The 15829-nt window shown below is 63.2% G+C and carries 13 protein-coding genes and 5 pseudogenes; 15 read left to right on the top strand and 3 right to left on the bottom strand.

Features of this window, described 5'->3' with window-relative positions:
• Window positions 1-95: 95 nt before the first annotated feature.
• The 4 genes and pseudogenes from KTN05_RS16390 to KTN05_RS16375 all read left to right on the top strand — a co-directional run.
• A pseudogene (locus KTN05_RS16390) lies at window positions 96-455 on the top strand (ATP-binding protein); the annotation flags it as partial.
• Between the two features lie 321 nt (window positions 456-776).
• On the top strand, window positions 777-2354 hold the full coding sequence (locus tag KTN05_RS16385) for a flavin monoamine oxidase family protein (RefSeq protein WP_254368296.1): 1578 nt from the start codon (window positions 777-779) through the stop codon (window positions 2352-2354).
• 8 nt (window positions 2355-2362) lie between these two features.
• A complete protein-coding gene (locus KTN05_RS16380) occupies window positions 2363-2881 on the top strand; it encodes a cytochrome c (protein ID WP_217330460.1) in 519 nt (172 codons plus the stop codon).
• Window positions 2882-2900: 19 nt separating this feature from the next.
• Entirely contained in the window at window positions 2901-3398 is a 498-nt protein-coding gene (locus KTN05_RS16375; protein ID WP_217330459.1) for a RidA family protein, read from the top strand.
• Between the two features lie 33 nt (window positions 3399-3431).
• Here KTN05_RS16375 and KTN05_RS16370 read toward each other — a convergent pair whose 3' ends face one another.
• Together KTN05_RS16370 and KTN05_RS16365 are read right to left on the bottom strand one after the other, a co-directional pair.
• Window positions 3432-4460, bottom strand: a complete 1029-nt coding sequence (locus tag KTN05_RS16370; RefSeq protein WP_217330458.1) for a DUF2955 domain-containing protein — start codon at window positions 4458-4460, stop codon at window positions 3432-3434.
• The gene (locus tag KTN05_RS16365) at window positions 4450-5574 is read right to left on the bottom strand and encodes an HlyD family secretion protein (protein ID WP_217330457.1); all 1125 of its coding nucleotides are present in this window, start codon (window positions 5572-5574) and stop codon (window positions 4450-4452) included. The genes KTN05_RS16370 and KTN05_RS16365 overlap by 11 nt, the downstream gene beginning before the upstream one ends.
• 197 nt (window positions 5575-5771) lie before the next feature.
• Between KTN05_RS16365 and KTN05_RS16360 the strand changes: the two are divergent.
• From KTN05_RS16360 to KTN05_RS16350, 3 genes and pseudogenes are all read left to right on the top strand, one after another.
• Window positions 5772-5937, top strand: a pseudogene (locus KTN05_RS16360) (transposase); the annotation flags it as partial.
• Between the two features lie 76 nt (window positions 5938-6013).
• Window positions 6014-6280, top strand: a complete 267-nt coding sequence (locus KTN05_RS16355) for a hypothetical protein (RefSeq protein WP_217330462.1) — start codon at window positions 6014-6016, stop codon at window positions 6278-6280.
• A gap of 153 nt (window positions 6281-6433) precedes the next feature.
• A pseudogene (locus tag KTN05_RS16350) lies at window positions 6434-7150 on the top strand (IS5 family transposase); the annotation flags it as partial.
• 252 nt (window positions 7151-7402) lie between these two features.
• On the opposite strand, the gene KTN05_RS16345 reads toward KTN05_RS16350, so the two are convergent.
• On the bottom strand, window positions 7403-8332 hold the full coding sequence (locus KTN05_RS16345; RefSeq protein WP_217330456.1) for a LysR substrate-binding domain-containing protein: 930 nt from the start codon (window positions 8330-8332) through the stop codon (window positions 7403-7405).
• A gap of 110 nt (window positions 8333-8442) precedes the next feature.
• Here KTN05_RS16345 and KTN05_RS16340 point away from each other — a divergent pair, with 110 nt between their 5' ends.
• From KTN05_RS16340 to KTN05_RS16310, 8 genes and pseudogenes are all read left to right on the top strand, one after another.
• Window positions 8443-9537: an ABC transporter ATP-binding protein gene (locus KTN05_RS16340; RefSeq protein ID WP_217330455.1), complete on the top strand. Its 1095-nt coding sequence runs from the start codon at window positions 8443-8445 to the stop codon at window positions 9535-9537.
• 74 nt (window positions 9538-9611) lie between these two features.
• Entirely contained in the window at window positions 9612-10403 is a 792-nt protein-coding gene (locus KTN05_RS16335) for an ABC transporter permease (RefSeq protein ID WP_217330454.1), read from the top strand.
• Window positions 10400-11185: an ABC transporter permease gene (locus tag KTN05_RS16330; RefSeq protein WP_217330453.1), complete on the top strand. Its 786-nt coding sequence runs from the start codon at window positions 10400-10402 to the stop codon at window positions 11183-11185. The genes KTN05_RS16335 and KTN05_RS16330 overlap by 4 nt, the downstream gene beginning before the upstream one ends.
• A 24-nt stretch (window positions 11186-11209) precedes the next feature.
• Window positions 11210-12328: an ABC transporter substrate-binding protein gene (locus tag KTN05_RS16325; RefSeq protein WP_217330452.1), complete on the top strand. Its 1119-nt coding sequence runs from the start codon at window positions 11210-11212 to the stop codon at window positions 12326-12328.
• Between the two features lie 54 nt (window positions 12329-12382).
• Window positions 12383-13348 carry an arginase family protein gene (locus tag KTN05_RS16320; RefSeq protein WP_217330451.1) on the top strand — a complete coding sequence of 322 codons (966 nt, stop codon included), beginning with the start codon at window positions 12383-12385 and terminating at the stop codon, window positions 13346-13348.
• A complete protein-coding gene (locus KTN05_RS16315; RefSeq protein ID WP_217330450.1) occupies window positions 13345-14901 on the top strand; it encodes an acetolactate synthase large subunit in 1557 nt (518 codons plus the stop codon). The genes KTN05_RS16320 and KTN05_RS16315 overlap by 4 nt, the downstream gene beginning before the upstream one ends.
• Before the next feature lie 450 nt (window positions 14902-15351).
• Window positions 15352-15435 (top strand): annotated as a pseudogene (locus KTN05_RS18265) (hypothetical protein); the annotation flags it as partial.
• Window positions 15409-15829: pseudogene (locus KTN05_RS16310) on the top strand (hypothetical protein); the annotation flags it as partial. The pseudogenes KTN05_RS18265 and KTN05_RS16310, both read left to right, overlap by 27 nt.

Genomic DNA, 15829 nt, shown 5'->3' with positions numbered 1-15829 from the left:
CAATCCCGGCATCAGGCTGCCCGCTGTGGCAATCTGATCAAGCTCGGACCTCTCCGAGGGCCGGCGCTCCTACACCACGCCAAGGGGCATGACCGCGCCGGATGGTCGAGCGGCGCATCAAGGCGGCGAAGTTCCCAGCCAGCAAGAGCCTCGACAGCTTCGACTTCAAGGCGATCCCCAAGCTCAACAAGATGCAGGTGCTGGAGTTGGCCGGCGGGGAATGGATCGAGCGGCGCGAGAATACCATCGCCCTCGGCCCGAGCGGCCACGAGCGCGGCGCCACGCAGATCACCAGCAACCGGCCTTTCGATGAATGGACCGAGACCTTCGGTTCCGAGCGCCTGACCGGCGCCCTGCTCGATCGGCTCACCCATCACGTCCACATCCTCGAGATGAACGGCAACAGTTACCGGCTCGGCCAGAGCCGCGCCGACAAGGACGACGCGATTAACTGATCCCAACGACGGATTGGCCCTCGGGGGCCAACGCGCCCCGGCAGCCGCCAGCTATCTGAAGAGCGCTGCTGCCGGGGCGCGGAACGCATTCCAAACCCCAGTCCCAGAACTCCTCACGTGGTAGACTTTTGCACCGGGACGTGGCCGGATTTTCCTCCGGCGTTGACACAACGAACTCGCCGATGGCGACTCGCAGTTATATAGTATATAAAGTTTCTGTGAGCCCAAGTCGTAGCGGGTCGCCAAATCCGCGGCATGTCCGGTGTCCTAGTCATGCAATGGCGGACGGCAGGAGCGCGGTATTTCCGCTGGGAGGCAAGCATGATCTATCATCCGACCCGTCGGGCCATCCTGTCGATGATCGGCGCAGCCGCGGGCACCAGCGCCATGTATGCGGCGATGACATCCCTGGGCCACGCGGCCCAGTCGCCTTACAAGGGGCCGATCCGGCTCGAAGGCGATCCGAAAGGGGCCAAGGTTCTGATCCTGGGTGCGGGTCTGGCCGGCATGGCGGCGGCATTGGAACTGCGGGCGGCCGGATACCACGTCGAGATCCTCGAATATCGCGAAAAGGCTGGCGGGCGCTGCTGGACACTGCGTTCCGGCGACACCTATACGGAACTGGGCGGATTTACCCAGAACGTGGATTTCGCCGAAGGCAACTACATCAATCCCGGCCCATGGCGGATACCCTATAACCACCATGCGCTGCTGGATTACTGCCGCCGGCTGGGCGTCACGCTGGAGCCCTTCATCCAGCAGAACCACAATGCCTATCTGCATTCATCCAAGGCGTTCGGCGGCAAGCCGATGCGTTTCCGCGAGATCGATGCCGACTTCCGTGGCAACATCTCGGAACTGCTGGCCAAGGCCACCAACGCCGGCGCGCTGGACGAAGCAGTGACCCCGACCGACCGCGAGGCGCTGATGGCCTCACTCAAATACTACGGCGCGCTGGACGACGAATTCAACTATCTCAAGGGGGATCATTCGTCGGAATACCGCGGCTGGGCAAAGTGGCCCGGCGGCGGGGCAAGCGCACGGCCCGAGCCATCCGAGCCTCTGGATTTCGCGGCCATCCTGCAGTCGAGACTGTGGAACAAGCTGGTCGATGCCGATCTGGTCGAGTTCCAGGAGACCATGTTCCAGCCGGTCGGGGGCATGGACCGCATCGCCGTGGCCTTTGAAAAGCAGGTGGGCGACCTCATCAAATACAACTGCAAGGTCACCGAGATCCGGCAGAACGACGAGGGCGTGACTGTCACCTATATGGGGTCGGACGGCAGCGGCGAGCCGCGCACCGCAACCGCCGACTGGTGCCTCTGCACAATCCCGTTCTCGATCCTCAGTCAGATCGACGCGGATCTGTCGGCCGAAATGAAGGGTGTCGTCGACTCGATGCCTTATGCCGCATCGGTCAAGTTCGGTCTGGAATTCAAGCGCCGCTTCTGGGAACAGGACGAGGCGATCTACGGCGGCATCACCTATACGGACCTGCCGATCACGCTGATCAGCTATCCGTCCACGGGTTACCAGTCGGACGGCCCCGCCGTGCTGCTGGGCGGCTATGCCTGGGATGCCATCGCCAACCAGTTCACCTCGATGAGCCCCGAGGAGCGCCTGAAATGGGCGATCGAGTACGGCACCCACATCCATCCGCAGTATCCGCAGGAGTTCAAGACCGGCGTCAGCGTGGTCTGGCACCGGGTTCCCTGGACGCTGGGCTGCTATGGCCTGTGGCGCGAACGCGAGGCGAACTACGACAAGGCGACCAGGATCGACGGCCGCATCCTGATGGCCGGAGAGCATATCTCGTATCTTCCGGGCTGGATGGAAGGGGCCATCACGTCGACGCTGGACGCGGTCTCGCGTCTGCATGACCGTGTCATCAACGGCTGAACGGAGGCATGGATATGCGTTCTCATCTGATCGCCGCGGCCCTGATCCTCGCGCCGGTGGTGGTCCCGGCGCCCACCCTCGCGCAAGGCGATGCGCCGGCGGCGCATACGCCCGAACAGAGTCCTGCCGCGGCCGGGGCGCCGGTCGCGGATTTCGTCACCTTCGAGCCCGATCCGTTCGAGTCCCGGCTGTTCCTGGACCCAGGAAAGATCACTCAGACTGAGGGCGAGGACATCTATCGCGCCGTATGCCAAGGCTGCCACATGCCCGAAGGCGAGGGAGCGGTGGGGGCGGGAATGTACCCCGCGCTCGCGTGGAACGAAAACCTGATCGTCGGCGACTATCCCGTCTCGGTCATCGTGAACGGCCTTCGCGGGATGCCGCCCTTCCGACAGGTGCTCGATGACCAGCAGATCGTCGCCGTGGTCGAATATCTGCAAGGCACCCTGTCCGGCGTGGAGGTCTTCCCGCCGACGGTCGAAACGGTCGAGCAGGCCCGCGCGACCGCAGATCCGCTGCCCCATTGACCGCCGAAGGAGCATCCGCATGATCCGTCCCGCAAGCCTTGCCGCGCTGACCCTTGCGCTGGCCCTTCCCGCCGCCGCCCAGAATGCCGGCGACGTCATCCGACATCCGATCCCGGATTCGGATTTCCCCATCGCGCAGGCGATCGAGATCCCGGCCGGTTCAACCCGCGTCCTGCTCAGCGGCACCGTTCCCGCCCCAACCGACAGTTCGGCCGATCCGAACAGCGCCGCCGCCTACGGCGACACCGAGGCGCAAACCGTGTCGGTCCTGAATCAGATCGAATCGAAGCTTCAGGCGATGGGGCTGTCGATGGGCGACGTGGTCAAGATGCAGGTCTATCTGGTCGCACCGCAGAACGACGCCCCGATGGACTTCGCCGGGTTCATGAAAGGCTATACGCAGTTCTTCGGCACCGACACGCAGACGAACCTGCCGACCCGGTCCGTGTTCGAGGTTGCCGGCCTCGCCAATCCGGGCTGGCTGGTCGAGATCGAGGTGGAGGCGGTGCGACCTTGACGCGCCGCTCCACCGGGACAACCGGTCCGCTTATCAGGTTGCGACGGTTACGTCCGCCTGTGTCGGACGCCACAGGAGCGCAGCCAGGGTGACCGTATAGAGGATCCCGAGCAGCACGAAGCTGACGCGGGTGGAGAAGGACTCGGCCGCCGTCCCTGGCAGGGGCGAGACGCCCAGCCCGAAGAGGATGCAGAAGATGATGAGGGAGCCTGCGTATATCGGCGCAGTGGCCCGGTCGGCGGCCGCCTTGCCTCCGAACAGCAGCCCCACGACGAGGACAACGGCCAGCAGCCAGGGGGCCGATGGCCGGAGCTCGTAGACGGTGAAGGCGAGCGAGGCGACAATCCCGCCGAGCAGGTTGACCACCATCAGCCCGACGACCGCCACCGGCCCCTTGGCGAGCGCCAGTTGACCCAGCAGCGACGCGACCGTGATCGGCACGACGGCCGCAGACGCCAAGGCGTCGTTCGTCATGCAGTAGACGACCATCGCGAGCAGGATCCCGGCGTTGGTGATGGCCCTGAGGGTCGAGCCATCCCCTGGGACGGGCGGTGCGGGCGGCGGGGGCGCCGGTGGCAGCCCGCCCGGATCGGGAAAGACCGCATGTGCCGCCCATGTCAGAAGCAGGCCCGTTCCGACGCCATCGAGCAGGATCGCCACGATCGGCTGACCTAGATCCATCTTCAGGACGCCGAGCATCGGCACGATGATGGCCACGACCAGTACCAGAAACGGCGCGCCACCGCCCCGCCCCGTCGCCTGAGCGAGGAAGCAGGCGAAGTAGACGAGCGCGAGGAAGGCGCTGAGCACCACGGGCCGGTCGCCAACGACTCCCGTCAGGACCAGCATCACGACGCTGCCCGCAAGGATCACCGTCACCATGCCGATCCCTTGGCCAAGGCCGGGCGGTCGTGGCGCCATCAGGAGCTGGATCGCGAAAAGCGGACCCAGAAACGGAATGACTTGCCCCGCGAGACCTGCCCAGACGAAGCCGACGGCGACCGCCGCCGCGACCCTGAAACCGTGCCGCCGGATCCGCAGGCGTTCGACCTCAGCTGACATAGGTGAGGACCGACACCAGCCTGATCCAGAAGCGTCCGAGCGCGTGCAGGATCGGGTTCTCGTCGGCATAGACGACCACGGTCGCTTGGGTTCCATAGCGGACACCCTTCGGCGGGTCGCCCACGAAGGTCAGCCGCACCAGAAAGCGTTGGGGCTCGCGCACCCAGCCGCTGGCGTTGCGGACGGTCGGCAGCCCAGTCGCCGGATCGACGGTCCCCTCGGCGACGCCCCAGCCGATGCTCTCGACCTGTGCGGCGAAAACCTTGCCGGGCAGCGAATCCAGCACAACCTCCGCCGGGTCGCCCGCCGCCATGTATTCAAGGCTGTTTTCTTTGTACGCGGCCGAGAGCCAGATCGTACCGGCGTTGATGAAGGTCATGGCGGACTGGCCGGGGCCGACCACCTGACCAATCGTAAGCTGGAGGTTCGTGACGACGCCATCCGAGGGCGCGACCACGCGCGTGCGCAGCAGATCGTACCGCGCCTGCTCCAGCGTCGCCAGAGCCTGCCGGACCTGCGGGTTGTCGGCTCCCTCGGGTCCCAACTGTTGGCGCGCCCGCTCCAGTTCGGCGGCGGCGCCGGCGACGGCGGCGTCCGCCGATTCAAGCGTGGCGCGGGCTTGGTCGCCGCGGGCGGGCGCGTAGATGCCGCGCTCGACCATCTGGAAGATGCGGCCGGCCTGTTCACGCGCGTTGTCCTGTTGGGCCGTGGCCTGGATCAGGACGGCCTGCGCGGAATCGACGGCCGAGGTCGAGGCGCCGATCTCCTGTCCGGCAAGGTCAAGCTGCGCCTCAGCCGCCGCGACGGCGATCTCGGAGGGACGCGGATCGATCTGGAACAGCAGGTCTCCCGCCCGGACGGGCGCATTATCGGAGACGGGGATCTCGATCACCCGCCCCCCGACCTCCGGCGCGACGCGCACGATGTAGGCGTGGACAGCCGCCTGCGAAGTCGTCGGACTGAGGCGCTCCATGATGACGGCAAGCCCGAAGAGCAGGAGCGCAACGCAGACGACTACCAGAGCGACACGCCGCAGGGGGTTCGGGCGGCCGCGCCGAGCCGGGGCGGCCGTGGTGGTGGTGACCGTCGCGCGCGTCGTGTCGTCACCGCTCACCGTATTCCCTCCGATGCAGTGGACATCAGCCGAGTCTGCGACGACCATACCATGAGTTGGATTTGAAAGTCCCGCGAGCAATAGCCGAACGATTGCGGATCAGCCGGTCGGCCGACAGGAAGATTGCCAAGGTTGCTGTGACCCCCGATAATTCCTCCATCTGACGCTAGAGTCCGGCCCAACGAGAGGACCGGACCATGAAGAGATCGAAGTTCACCGAGGAGCAGGTCATCGGGATTCTGCGCGAGCAGGGTCGACGTATACGTCGACGGAGCGAAGACGGCGGAGCTGTGCCGCCGGCATGGGATCAGCAGCGCGACGTTCTATGCCTGGAAGGCCAGGTTCGGCGGCATGGACGTATCCTGCCGCTGCAGCTCGGCCGAGCGTGCCCGAGGTTGCCGCGGCCGTGCCATCCCGCACGTTGGCTCAGGCACGGGTTGTGATCCACTATCCCGAACGCGGCGGACACGAGCGAACCGCTGAGCTTGTTGGTCTCCTGCTCGCCGCAGGCACCGCCGAGGTCGAGACCCGCCCGGTCCGCTATCCGGTCGAACGGCAGAGCATCCGCTATTTCCACGCAGCCGACCGGGACGTGTCGGGCCTCATCGGCGACATGGTTGGCGGAGGTGGTCGGGCGACTGTGTCCGACTTCACCCATTTCCGGCCGTCTCCCAGGAACGGCACGGTTGAGATCTGGCTGCCTTAGGCACATCGCATGGAGCCACATCGCGGCTCGCGACGGTTTTTGTCAGCATCCGGAGTCGTTGAGCAGTTCCGCTCGAGCGATGGGATCCGAATACCCGCGCGCGTCAACTTGTTCACCGAAACGCGCCCTGAGGCGGGATCTGGGATCGTACATTGGCTCTACCGGGAGGGGCTGGCGAAGGCGGGGATCGTCGAGGCGCTGTTCCGGCAGTTCGACGGCTATCTGGCGCGGCAGGGCTACATCGCGCGCGGCGGGCAGATCCTCGATGCCGCCATCGTGCCGGTGCCGAAGAACCGCAACACGCGGGACGAGAACAAGGCGATCAAGGCCGGCGAGGAGCCGGAGGGCTGGGCGGACAAGCCCGCCATGCGCCGCTAGAAGGATACCGACGCACGCTGGACGAAGAAGCACGGCAAGAGCCATTACGGCTACAAGAACCACGTGAACGTGGATCGCCGGCACAAGCTGGTCCGCCGTTACCATGTCAGCGACGCGGCGCTGCACGACAGCCAAGCGGTGGATCACCTGCTGATGCAGGGCAACACGGGTTCCGGGGTCTGGGCCGATCCGGCCTATCGCTCCGAGGAAATGGAGGCCAAGCTCCGCGCCCGCGGGCTGAAGAGCCGCAACCACCGCAAGGGCAAGCGCGGCAAGCCGCTGACGGAACGGGGCAAGTCCAGCAACCGGACCAAGTCCGCCGTGCGCGCTCGGGTCGAGCACGTGTTCGGCGCGCAGTCCAACGACATGGGCGGGACGCTGGTGCGCACCATCGGCCTGATCCGCGCGAAGGCCAAGATCGGGATGAAGAACCTCGCCTACAACATGCGCCGCCTCGTCCAATTGCGCCGCATCAACCCGTGCCCGGCGTGAACCGGAGCACGACGCTCAGGCCCAAGGAGCCGAAACCCGCCGCGACCAGTCGGAACGGTCACCGGTCAGACTCCGAAGCACCCCGCCAAGCAGTTTCCTGCAGGCTTCATGCCGCCGAACTGGCCCTGAGCAGCCGAAAACGGGGAAAAATCGAGGTGCCCATGAGCATGTCCTCGAGCACAGGCTTGAGCCTTTCATGGTCATGCCGGACTGTCCGGTTGAAATAGGGGGCAGTTCATGACGTCAGACAACCTAAATGCGCCGATCTTGAGGATTAAGTTCCAGCCCCGAGTGTTCGGAACGGCTTAAGGCAAGAACCAGCTCTAACGCACGAGCTATGAAAGGATCCGACATGCGCTTCTCTAACGCAACGACATGGTAGCGTTTTGACGCTGGGATCGACAGATCGAGAGGCCGGACAAGCTGGCCAGAGGTAAGATACTTCTGTGCCAGAAAATCTGATACTAGGGCCAAGCCATCTCCCGAAAGAGCGGAATTGAACGCCATCGAAAGCCGATTGAAGTACGCATTTCGTTTGGGCACTGCCTCCAGTCTTGCTGCGGCGCACCATCTTTGCCATTCTTGCCCGCTGTCTTCATGCAGGAGCCGATGGTTCTTTAACTCGCGGAAATGACGCAGAGGGTGGGCGTGGGTCAGCCCAGGCGTGCATACCGGACTTAGGCGCAGCTCAGGTAGAGGAGCCCATGTGCACCCAGTCCACGGTGGGTTGTCGTAGACAATGGCCAAGTCTACCTGACGCCAATTAACTTGGGCCACCTCGCGGGCGACGTGGAATTCAGCGCAACTCACATCCAGTTGGTCCGCGAGCCCTGGCAGTTTCGGCGCCAGCCAGATGTGACCGAGGCCGGACGAAGCCGCTATGCGCAGCCGTGTCTCGGGAGGGCGGCGCGGTCTCGATGCAATGCCCTCCAGCGATGCCTCGAGGCTGCGCATGATCGCGCCTGTGTCTCGGAAAAAGCGCTCGCCCTCACCAGTCAACCTCATGCTTCTGCTTTCGCGCACAAATACGGGCAGTCCCAGCGCCCGCTCCAGCATCTTGATCTGGTAGCTCACGGCACTCGGCGTCAGGTTCAATTCGGCCGCGGCCGAGCGCACATGCCCCAAGCGGGCGACCGCCTCAAATGCGCGCAGAAACGGGAGGACCCGATGAGGATGCAGCATGTTCTCGCCCTCAGCGTTCAAAATTTTTGGACACTGCTGGTGCAGTATATCTCGCTTGTTATTACAGTCGGTCCTGTGCAGCTATGGTGCAAACGAGGAAGTGAAGAGCCATGCAGACTGCGCTGACGCTCGAAGGAGTCGGCAAGCGGTACGGAGAGTTTACCGCGCTCCATCCAACCAACCTCAACATCGAGGCCGGTGAGTTTCTGACTTTGCTGGGACCTTCTGGCTCTGGCAAGACGACTCTGTTGATGACGATAGCTGGATTCGTGGAGCCCAGTGCCGGCAAGCTGTTGCTGGACGGGGCCGACATCACGGAAATTCCGCCAGAAGCGCGCAACTTCGGCGTCGTGTTCCAAGGTTATGCCCTGTTTCCGCACCTGTCGGTCTGGGACAATGTCTGGTTCCCCCTGCGGGCACGCAACATATCACGCCGCGATGCACGAAAATCGGTCGAGGATGCCCTGGAGCTGATGGAACTCCAAAAATATTCGCACCGGCTGCCGAAAGAGCTGTCTGGCGGGCAGCAGCAGCGGGTGGCACTCGCCCGTGCCCTTGTGTTTAAGCCGGAACTCCTGCTGTTGGACGAGCCCCTCTCAGCCCTCGACAAGGCGCTGCGCCACACGCTTCAGACCGAGCTCAAATCGCTCCATCAGAAGGTCGGAACGACATTCGTCTATGTCACCCACGACCAGGAGGAAGCTCTCTCAATGTCAAGCCGGATCGCCATTCTGAATGACGGGCGCATCCAGCAGATCGATACGCCGAGCCGGATGTATCATCAGCCGGACAGCGTCTTCGTGGCGGGTTTTCTGGGGCGTAGCAACTTCATCGAGGGCGAGATCGTGACTGTCAGCGGAGATTCGGTCGTTCTGCGTAGCAGTATTGGCGACCTTCATGCCCAGTCGAGCGCACCGATGAGGCCCGGAGAAAAAGCCGCTCTGGCGATCCGGCCCGAACGCATCGTCGTTGCGACCCGGCAGCCGCCGCTGCCGAACAGCATGTCCGGCACGGTCGCTGACACGACCTTTCTGGGCGGACAGCTGGACATCGATGTGTCGGTGGCAGGCGAGCGGCTGAGCGCCTCGATTCCCGCCGTGCAGGCAGCAGAGCTCGGCGCGTTGGCCCGTGGGTCCCAAGTATGGCTCAGTTGGGATGTCGGCGCCGCCCGGGCGCTGCCGGCCGGGCAGGCTGGCGCGGCATGAGCGGCAGAAATACCGCGATGCGGCTGAGCAGCAATTCCTTCTATACGCTAATGATTGCGCTACCCTGCATCTTCATGAGCGCGGTCTATTTCGTGCCAGTGATCAACGTGCTGCTGTTGAGCGTGACGGAGCCTCAGCCCGGGCTGCAGAACTACAAGCTGCTTGCAGAAAGTTCGGCGCTGCATCGCATCTTCGGCAACACCCTGCGCATCAGCCTTTCGACGACGGCGATCACGTTGCTGCTGGGGTATCTTTTCTCGCTGGGCCTCATGACCATGAGGCCGCGTCAGCGCAACATCGCCCTCTTCATCGTACTGGCAAGCTTCTGGTTAAGTGCGTTGATACGTGCCTATGCTTGGGTTGCAATTCTCCAGCCCAACGGTCTCTTGAACCAAGCGCTGATGGGGCTGGGGCTGATCGAGCGCCCGCTTGCTCTCGTGCGCAACGAGATCGGGGTCGTCATCGGCATGGTTCACTACATGCTACCCTATGCAATTCTGCCGCTCTATACGAACATGTCTGGAATTGACGTTCGCCTGACGCAGGCCGCGCGAGCTCTGGGGGCGAGCCGCTGGCGCAGCTTCTGGTGGGTCTATTTTCCGCTCAGCCTGCCAGGCCTTGCCGGTGCCGGGCTTCTGGTCCTGATCTTCTCGCTGGGCTTCTATATTACCCCGGCAATTCTCGGTGGCGGCCGCGTCGTAATGATCGCGGAGTACATCGCGATCCAGATCTCCGAGACACTGCGCTGGGGCTTGGCCACCATGCTTGCCACCGTTCTCGTCTTGATCGTTGTCGCCCTGACGATCTGGATGAGCAGGTTCATGCAGGTCGGTGGCACTGTCACAGGCAAGGGAAGAAACGCATGAGACGCGAACATTCACCCGCCCGGGTGCTGGCATGGCTCATCGGCTGCTTCCTAGCGCTGCCAGTCTTGGTCATGGTGCCGATCTCCGTCACGCCGCACCGCTACCTGTCGCTGCCCGATGGCGCCATCTCGTTTCGTCATTACGCCAGCCTCATCAGTGATCCCCGCTGGCTTGGCAGCATTACCGACAGCTTGATTGTGGCGGTCTTCGCGACCACGCTGGCGCTGCTTCTCGGGAGCTCCTTCGCGATCGGAGTGTGGCGTCGGGGCGGGCTGACGCAATCCGTCCTGCAGCCGCTCATGCTGGCCCCGATGATCGTTCCACCCATTGTGCATTCAGTGGCCTTCTACAAGGCCTGGGCAGCGATCGGGCTGCTGGATAGTTATGTTGGCCTGATCCTTGTGCATGCGGTCAAAGGCGCGCCCTTCGTGATCCTGACCGTGGGAACGGCCCTCGCCAATCTGGATCGTCGGACGGAGCAGGCGGCGCGCAGCCTCGGTGCGTCGGCAGGCCGTACGATGCGGTGGGTGATCCTTCCGCAGATCAAGTCCGGTCTGGTCGCGGGCGGCACATTCGCATTCTTCATCTCGTGGGATGAGATCATCGTCGCTCTCTTCATCACCATGCGCCAAGTCTACACGCTTCCGCGCCGAATCTGGGATGGACTGGATGATAACATCGATCCTGCCATCGCGGCGCTCGGGACGGTGATGATCCTGCTGACTGTCGCCGTGATGCTGTTCACGACGCGTGAGAAGAAGCAGAACTTCCGGAACGACTGACCGGAAACAACAGGGAGGAAGAAGATGCGTAAATCTGAGTTCGACAACGACTTCATTCAGGACAGTCTCGCGATCCTGAGACAGAAAACGCAAGGGAAGGTTGTTCATCGTCGTCGGTTCCTGAGCGCTCTAGGTGTGCTGGGCGTGATGCCAATCGCGTTGCGCTTTACGCCCGCTTATGCCCAATCGAGCGAGTTGGTTATCGTGAATTGGGGCGGCGATGCGGTGCCTGCCTTTGAGAGCATCTGGGCGGCCCCCTACACCGCCGCGAGTGGCTTGCAGGCCGTCGTCGACGGCTCGGGCCCGAGTTCGGGCAAGATCCGGGCGATGGTGGAAAGCAACGCGGTGAGCTGGGATGTTTGCGACCGCAACTTGCCTGCCTCGATCGAACTGGGGCAGGAAGACCTCTTGGAGGAGGTGGACTGGAACGTTGTCGATCCCGACAAGCTACGCGAGATCCATCGTGGCAGATGGGGCGTGGGCAGCTATCTCTATACCTTCGCCCTGACCTGGGACGGTGAGGCCCATCCAGAGGCGCCCAAGAACTGGACTGATTTCTGGAACCTGAAGGATTTTCCTGGAACCCGTACCCTGCGCAACAATATTGAAGGTATGCTCGAGGCAGCGCTGATGGCGGACGGTGTTGCAGCCGTAGACGTCTACCCGATCGATATCGAGCGCGCCTTCGCGAAAATACGGGAGATCAAGGATCAGACCATCTTCTGGAGCAGCGGCTCTCAGAGCCAAGAACTGTTCCGTAATCGCGAAGTCACGATGGGAAATATCTGGCACACGCGTTCGATGCTTCTGCGAGACGAGACCGAGGGGCGCGTCAGGTTCGATTTCAATCAGGGCATCCTCTTTGCAGGCGCATGGATCGTCCCGAAGGGCAACCCGGCAGGCAAGGCGGTCTGGGACTTTGTTGCATCCACACAGGATCCGCAGAGCCAAATCGAACTGTTCAAGGCGCTCGGCAACGGTCCAATCAACCCGCAGGCTGCCGACTTGGTGCCGGAGGAGCTGCGGGCGGACGATCCCGGCAGTCCTGAAAATTTTGCCCGACAGGTTGCAGTCGATGCTGCGTGGTATGCCGAAAACTATAGCGAGATCCTGAACCAGTATACTGATCTCATCGCATCCTGACGCGCCTACTTCGGGTGGAGCGGCCGAGGGCTGCTCCACTTGTCCTTAAGATGATTGGAGTTCTACATGCCGGAAGCATCGCCGCTTCGATCGCTGACCTCGTTCATGGGCGTGCCCCATGCCACTGTGCCTGGAGCGGCTAGGGCCGTTGTGCTGGGCCTTCCATTCGATTGCGGCAACCATCCGACGCGTGTTGGCGCGCGGCTTGGCCCCTCGTCCATCCGGGAGCAGTCGCTTCTACTGCGGGCGTACGACGGCGAAAGCGGCGTTAACCCGTTGGCCGCGCTCGGCCTAGTCGATCTGGGTGATGCCGACGTGGTATCGGGCGACGTCGAGCAGGCCTTCCCTATGATTGAGGCCGCCATGATGACGGCCCTGTCCGGTGGCGCGGTTCCCGTCACCTTCGGCGGAGACGGCGCAGTTGCGCTACCCCAGATGCGGGCGTTGGCACAGCATTACGACGATCTGTGCGTATTACATATAGACGCCCATACCGACGCGTACCCCATCGACGGATACAACAACGCCACTGCCTTTTCCCGCGCCTTCGAAGAGGGGCTGGTGAATGCGCGCAATTCTTTTCACATCGGCACACGCCGCAGCCATTTGGTACCCGGCGTCTACAACTATGGCCGTCAGCTCGGTTATTCCATCATCTCGATGGAGCAATTGATGCAGGAGGGGATCCAGTCCGTCTTCGGCAGAGTCCGAGAAACGCTCCAAGGTATGCCGGTCTACCTTTGCTTCGATATGGACTTCTTCGATCCTTCGGTTGCCCCGGGTGTATGCACTCCGGCTTGGGGCGGCGCGTCGGCGCGCGAGGGACTCGAGGTGATCCGCAGCCTCTCGGGGCTGAACATCGTGTCGATCGACATCAACACGATCAGCCCGCCGCATGATGTGGGCGGGATGTCGGCCTTCCTTGCCGCGACGGTTGCTTATGAGCTTCTGGTCATGCTGGCGCTTGGCTCGCTCGGATCGCGCGCCGTCACCGGCGCAAGCCAAGGAAGCATGCAGTGAACGGCGCGGATGTTCTATGCCAGACGTTACTGGCACATGAGATCGACATCTGTTTCGCCAATCCAGGGACTTCGGAGATGCATTTCGTGGCTGCTCTGGATGAGCAGCCACGGATGCGTTGTGTTCTGGGATTGTTCGAGGGCGTGGTCACCGGAGCTGCTGACGGCTACGGCCGCATGACCGGACGTCCGGCCGCAACGCTGCTGCACACGGGGCCAGGGCTGGCCAATGGATTGGCCAACTTGCACAACGCGCGGCGTGCACACACGCCAATGGTGAATATTGTAGGCGATCACGCGTGCGATCACCTTCCGTATGATGCACCCCTGACCACGGATATTGAAGCCCTTGCCCGTCCAATGTCGGATTGGGTCGGCAGGGTCCGCGGCGCGTTAACGATTCAGACTGATGTGACGGAGGCAATCCTAGCTGCGCGCTTCGTGGGCGGCCAGGTCGCCACGCTTGTCTTGCCGGCCAACGCCACGTGGGATCCGGCCGAATACTTGCCACAACCGGCCCAGAACCCCGCGCCGTTGCAGACTGTCGAAGACGCGATCATTACCCTTGCGGCAAATAAAATCCGAGAGGCCGGGAGGCGTTGCCTCATCCTGCTCGGAGGCAGCGCACTGCGCGCCGGACCGATGGCAGATGCGGCACGCATCGCGCACGCCTTCGGGACAGGCGTCATGGCCGAGCAAGCGAATGCCCGCATGAGCCACGGACGCGGCAGTTGCGCGCCAGTGCGCATCCCCTATGGAGTGGACGCTGCCGTCGCGCAGCTCGCACCCTATGACGTCATCCTTCTGATCGGCGCTAAGGCACCTGTTTCCTTCTTCAAATTTCCCGACAAGCCCCACGCTGTGTCACACCCGGAGGCCTCCGTCATCGAGGTTGCCGGTCACGGCGCCGACCTGCCTGTTACGCTTGCGGCCCTCCGGGAAGCGCTTGGGCTCTCTGCAAGGTCCGGGGTGCACCGGGATGACGCCCCACGGACCGAGATGGCAACAGGTGCGCTGAGCGCTCGTACGGTCGTGCAGACCGTGGCCGCGCTTCTGCCGGAAAATGCCATTGTCTGCGACGAATCAATCAGTTCGAGCCATGCATTTGGGCTGGCTGCACGACATGCCGCGCCGCATGATCTACTACAACTCACGGGCGGAGCGATCGGGATCGGCCCCTCGCTTTCCGTTGGCGCAGCAATCGCCTGCCCGGACCGAAAGGTTGTGAACCTGCAGGCCGACGGAAGCGCGATGTATACTGTGCAGGCACTCTGGACACAGGCCAGGGAATCTCTGGATGTCGTCACCGTTGTTCTCTCAAATCGCAGCTATGGCTCGCTTTATGACGAGCTGACTAATCTGGGCCGCCCGGACCCCGGAAGAAATGCGCGCACGATGTTGGACATCACCAGCCCGCCGCTTGACTGGACTGGACTCGCGAAGGGCTTCGGCGTTGCGGCATCCGTCGTGACAAGTACCGATGAATTAGCGCGCGAATTTGCGCGCGCAATCGCGACTCCCGGTCCGACATTGATTGAGGCGGCTCTGGCCTGATTTTCTGTCTCGCGCTTCTCGCATGGCTCCGAACAGTTACGTTCCATTTCCAAAACGCATCAGGTTCAAACACTGCCTGAATTTTGAGCGCCCATCCCTACAGCGCAGCAACATCAGGTCCTCCGGTAATCCTCCCCACGAGAGGACGGACGGATGAAGAAGGCACGACGGACCGAGGAGCAGATCATCGGCATCCTGCAGGAGCATGAGGCGGGCGCGGGATGAGGTAATCGCCCGGCTCGCTTCCCCAGAAATAATCCGCGGACTACCAGTATTGCGCGTTCCGGGGTGATCCGGTCGGGGATTCCGATCTGATCCGGTCACCCATTCCGATCTGATCCGGTCACCGATTCCGGGGCATCCGGTCACCCTGTCGGGGTGAGGTTCTGACGCTGCTGGGCAGTCCTGCGGCGGGCTACGCTTGCTCTTTTGCGGAGCGCGGGCGGCCCCATGAAGAGACTGACGATGCGGAAGATCAGAGAAGCGCTGCGGCTTCATGCCAGCGGGTTGTCGACACGGAAGATCGCCGCGAGCCTCGGCGTCGGGCAGAGCACGGCGAGCGATTATCTCAAGCGGGTCGAGCGTGCCGGGCTGAGTTGGCCGCTTGCGGCGGAGATCACGGACGGGGCGCTGGAGGCGCTGCTGTTTCATCCGATCGGCGGCCCCAGCCGTCTCGTCGAGGCCCAACCGGACTGGCCGACGATCCATCGCGAGCTGAGGCGCCAGGGCGTGACGCTGTCGCTGCTCTGGGAGGAATACCGCGCGGTTCACCCCGAGGGCTATGGCTATAGCCGCTTCTGCGATCTCTACCGGCGCTGGAGCGGTCGGCTGACGCCGGTGAAGCCGAGCGCCACGAGGTCGGCATGGAGTTGCTTCAGCGTCCGGCGCTGCTTGCGTGACTTGCCGGCTTCCGTCTTCAGCCACGCCG

This window comes from Paracoccus sp. Z118 (assembly GCF_019061185.1).
Lineage (GTDB): Bacteria > Pseudomonadota > Alphaproteobacteria > Rhodobacterales > Rhodobacteraceae > Paracoccus.
The sequence above is the reverse complement of the archived record's forward strand: the minus strand, read 5'-3'. Positions and strand labels throughout refer to the sequence as shown.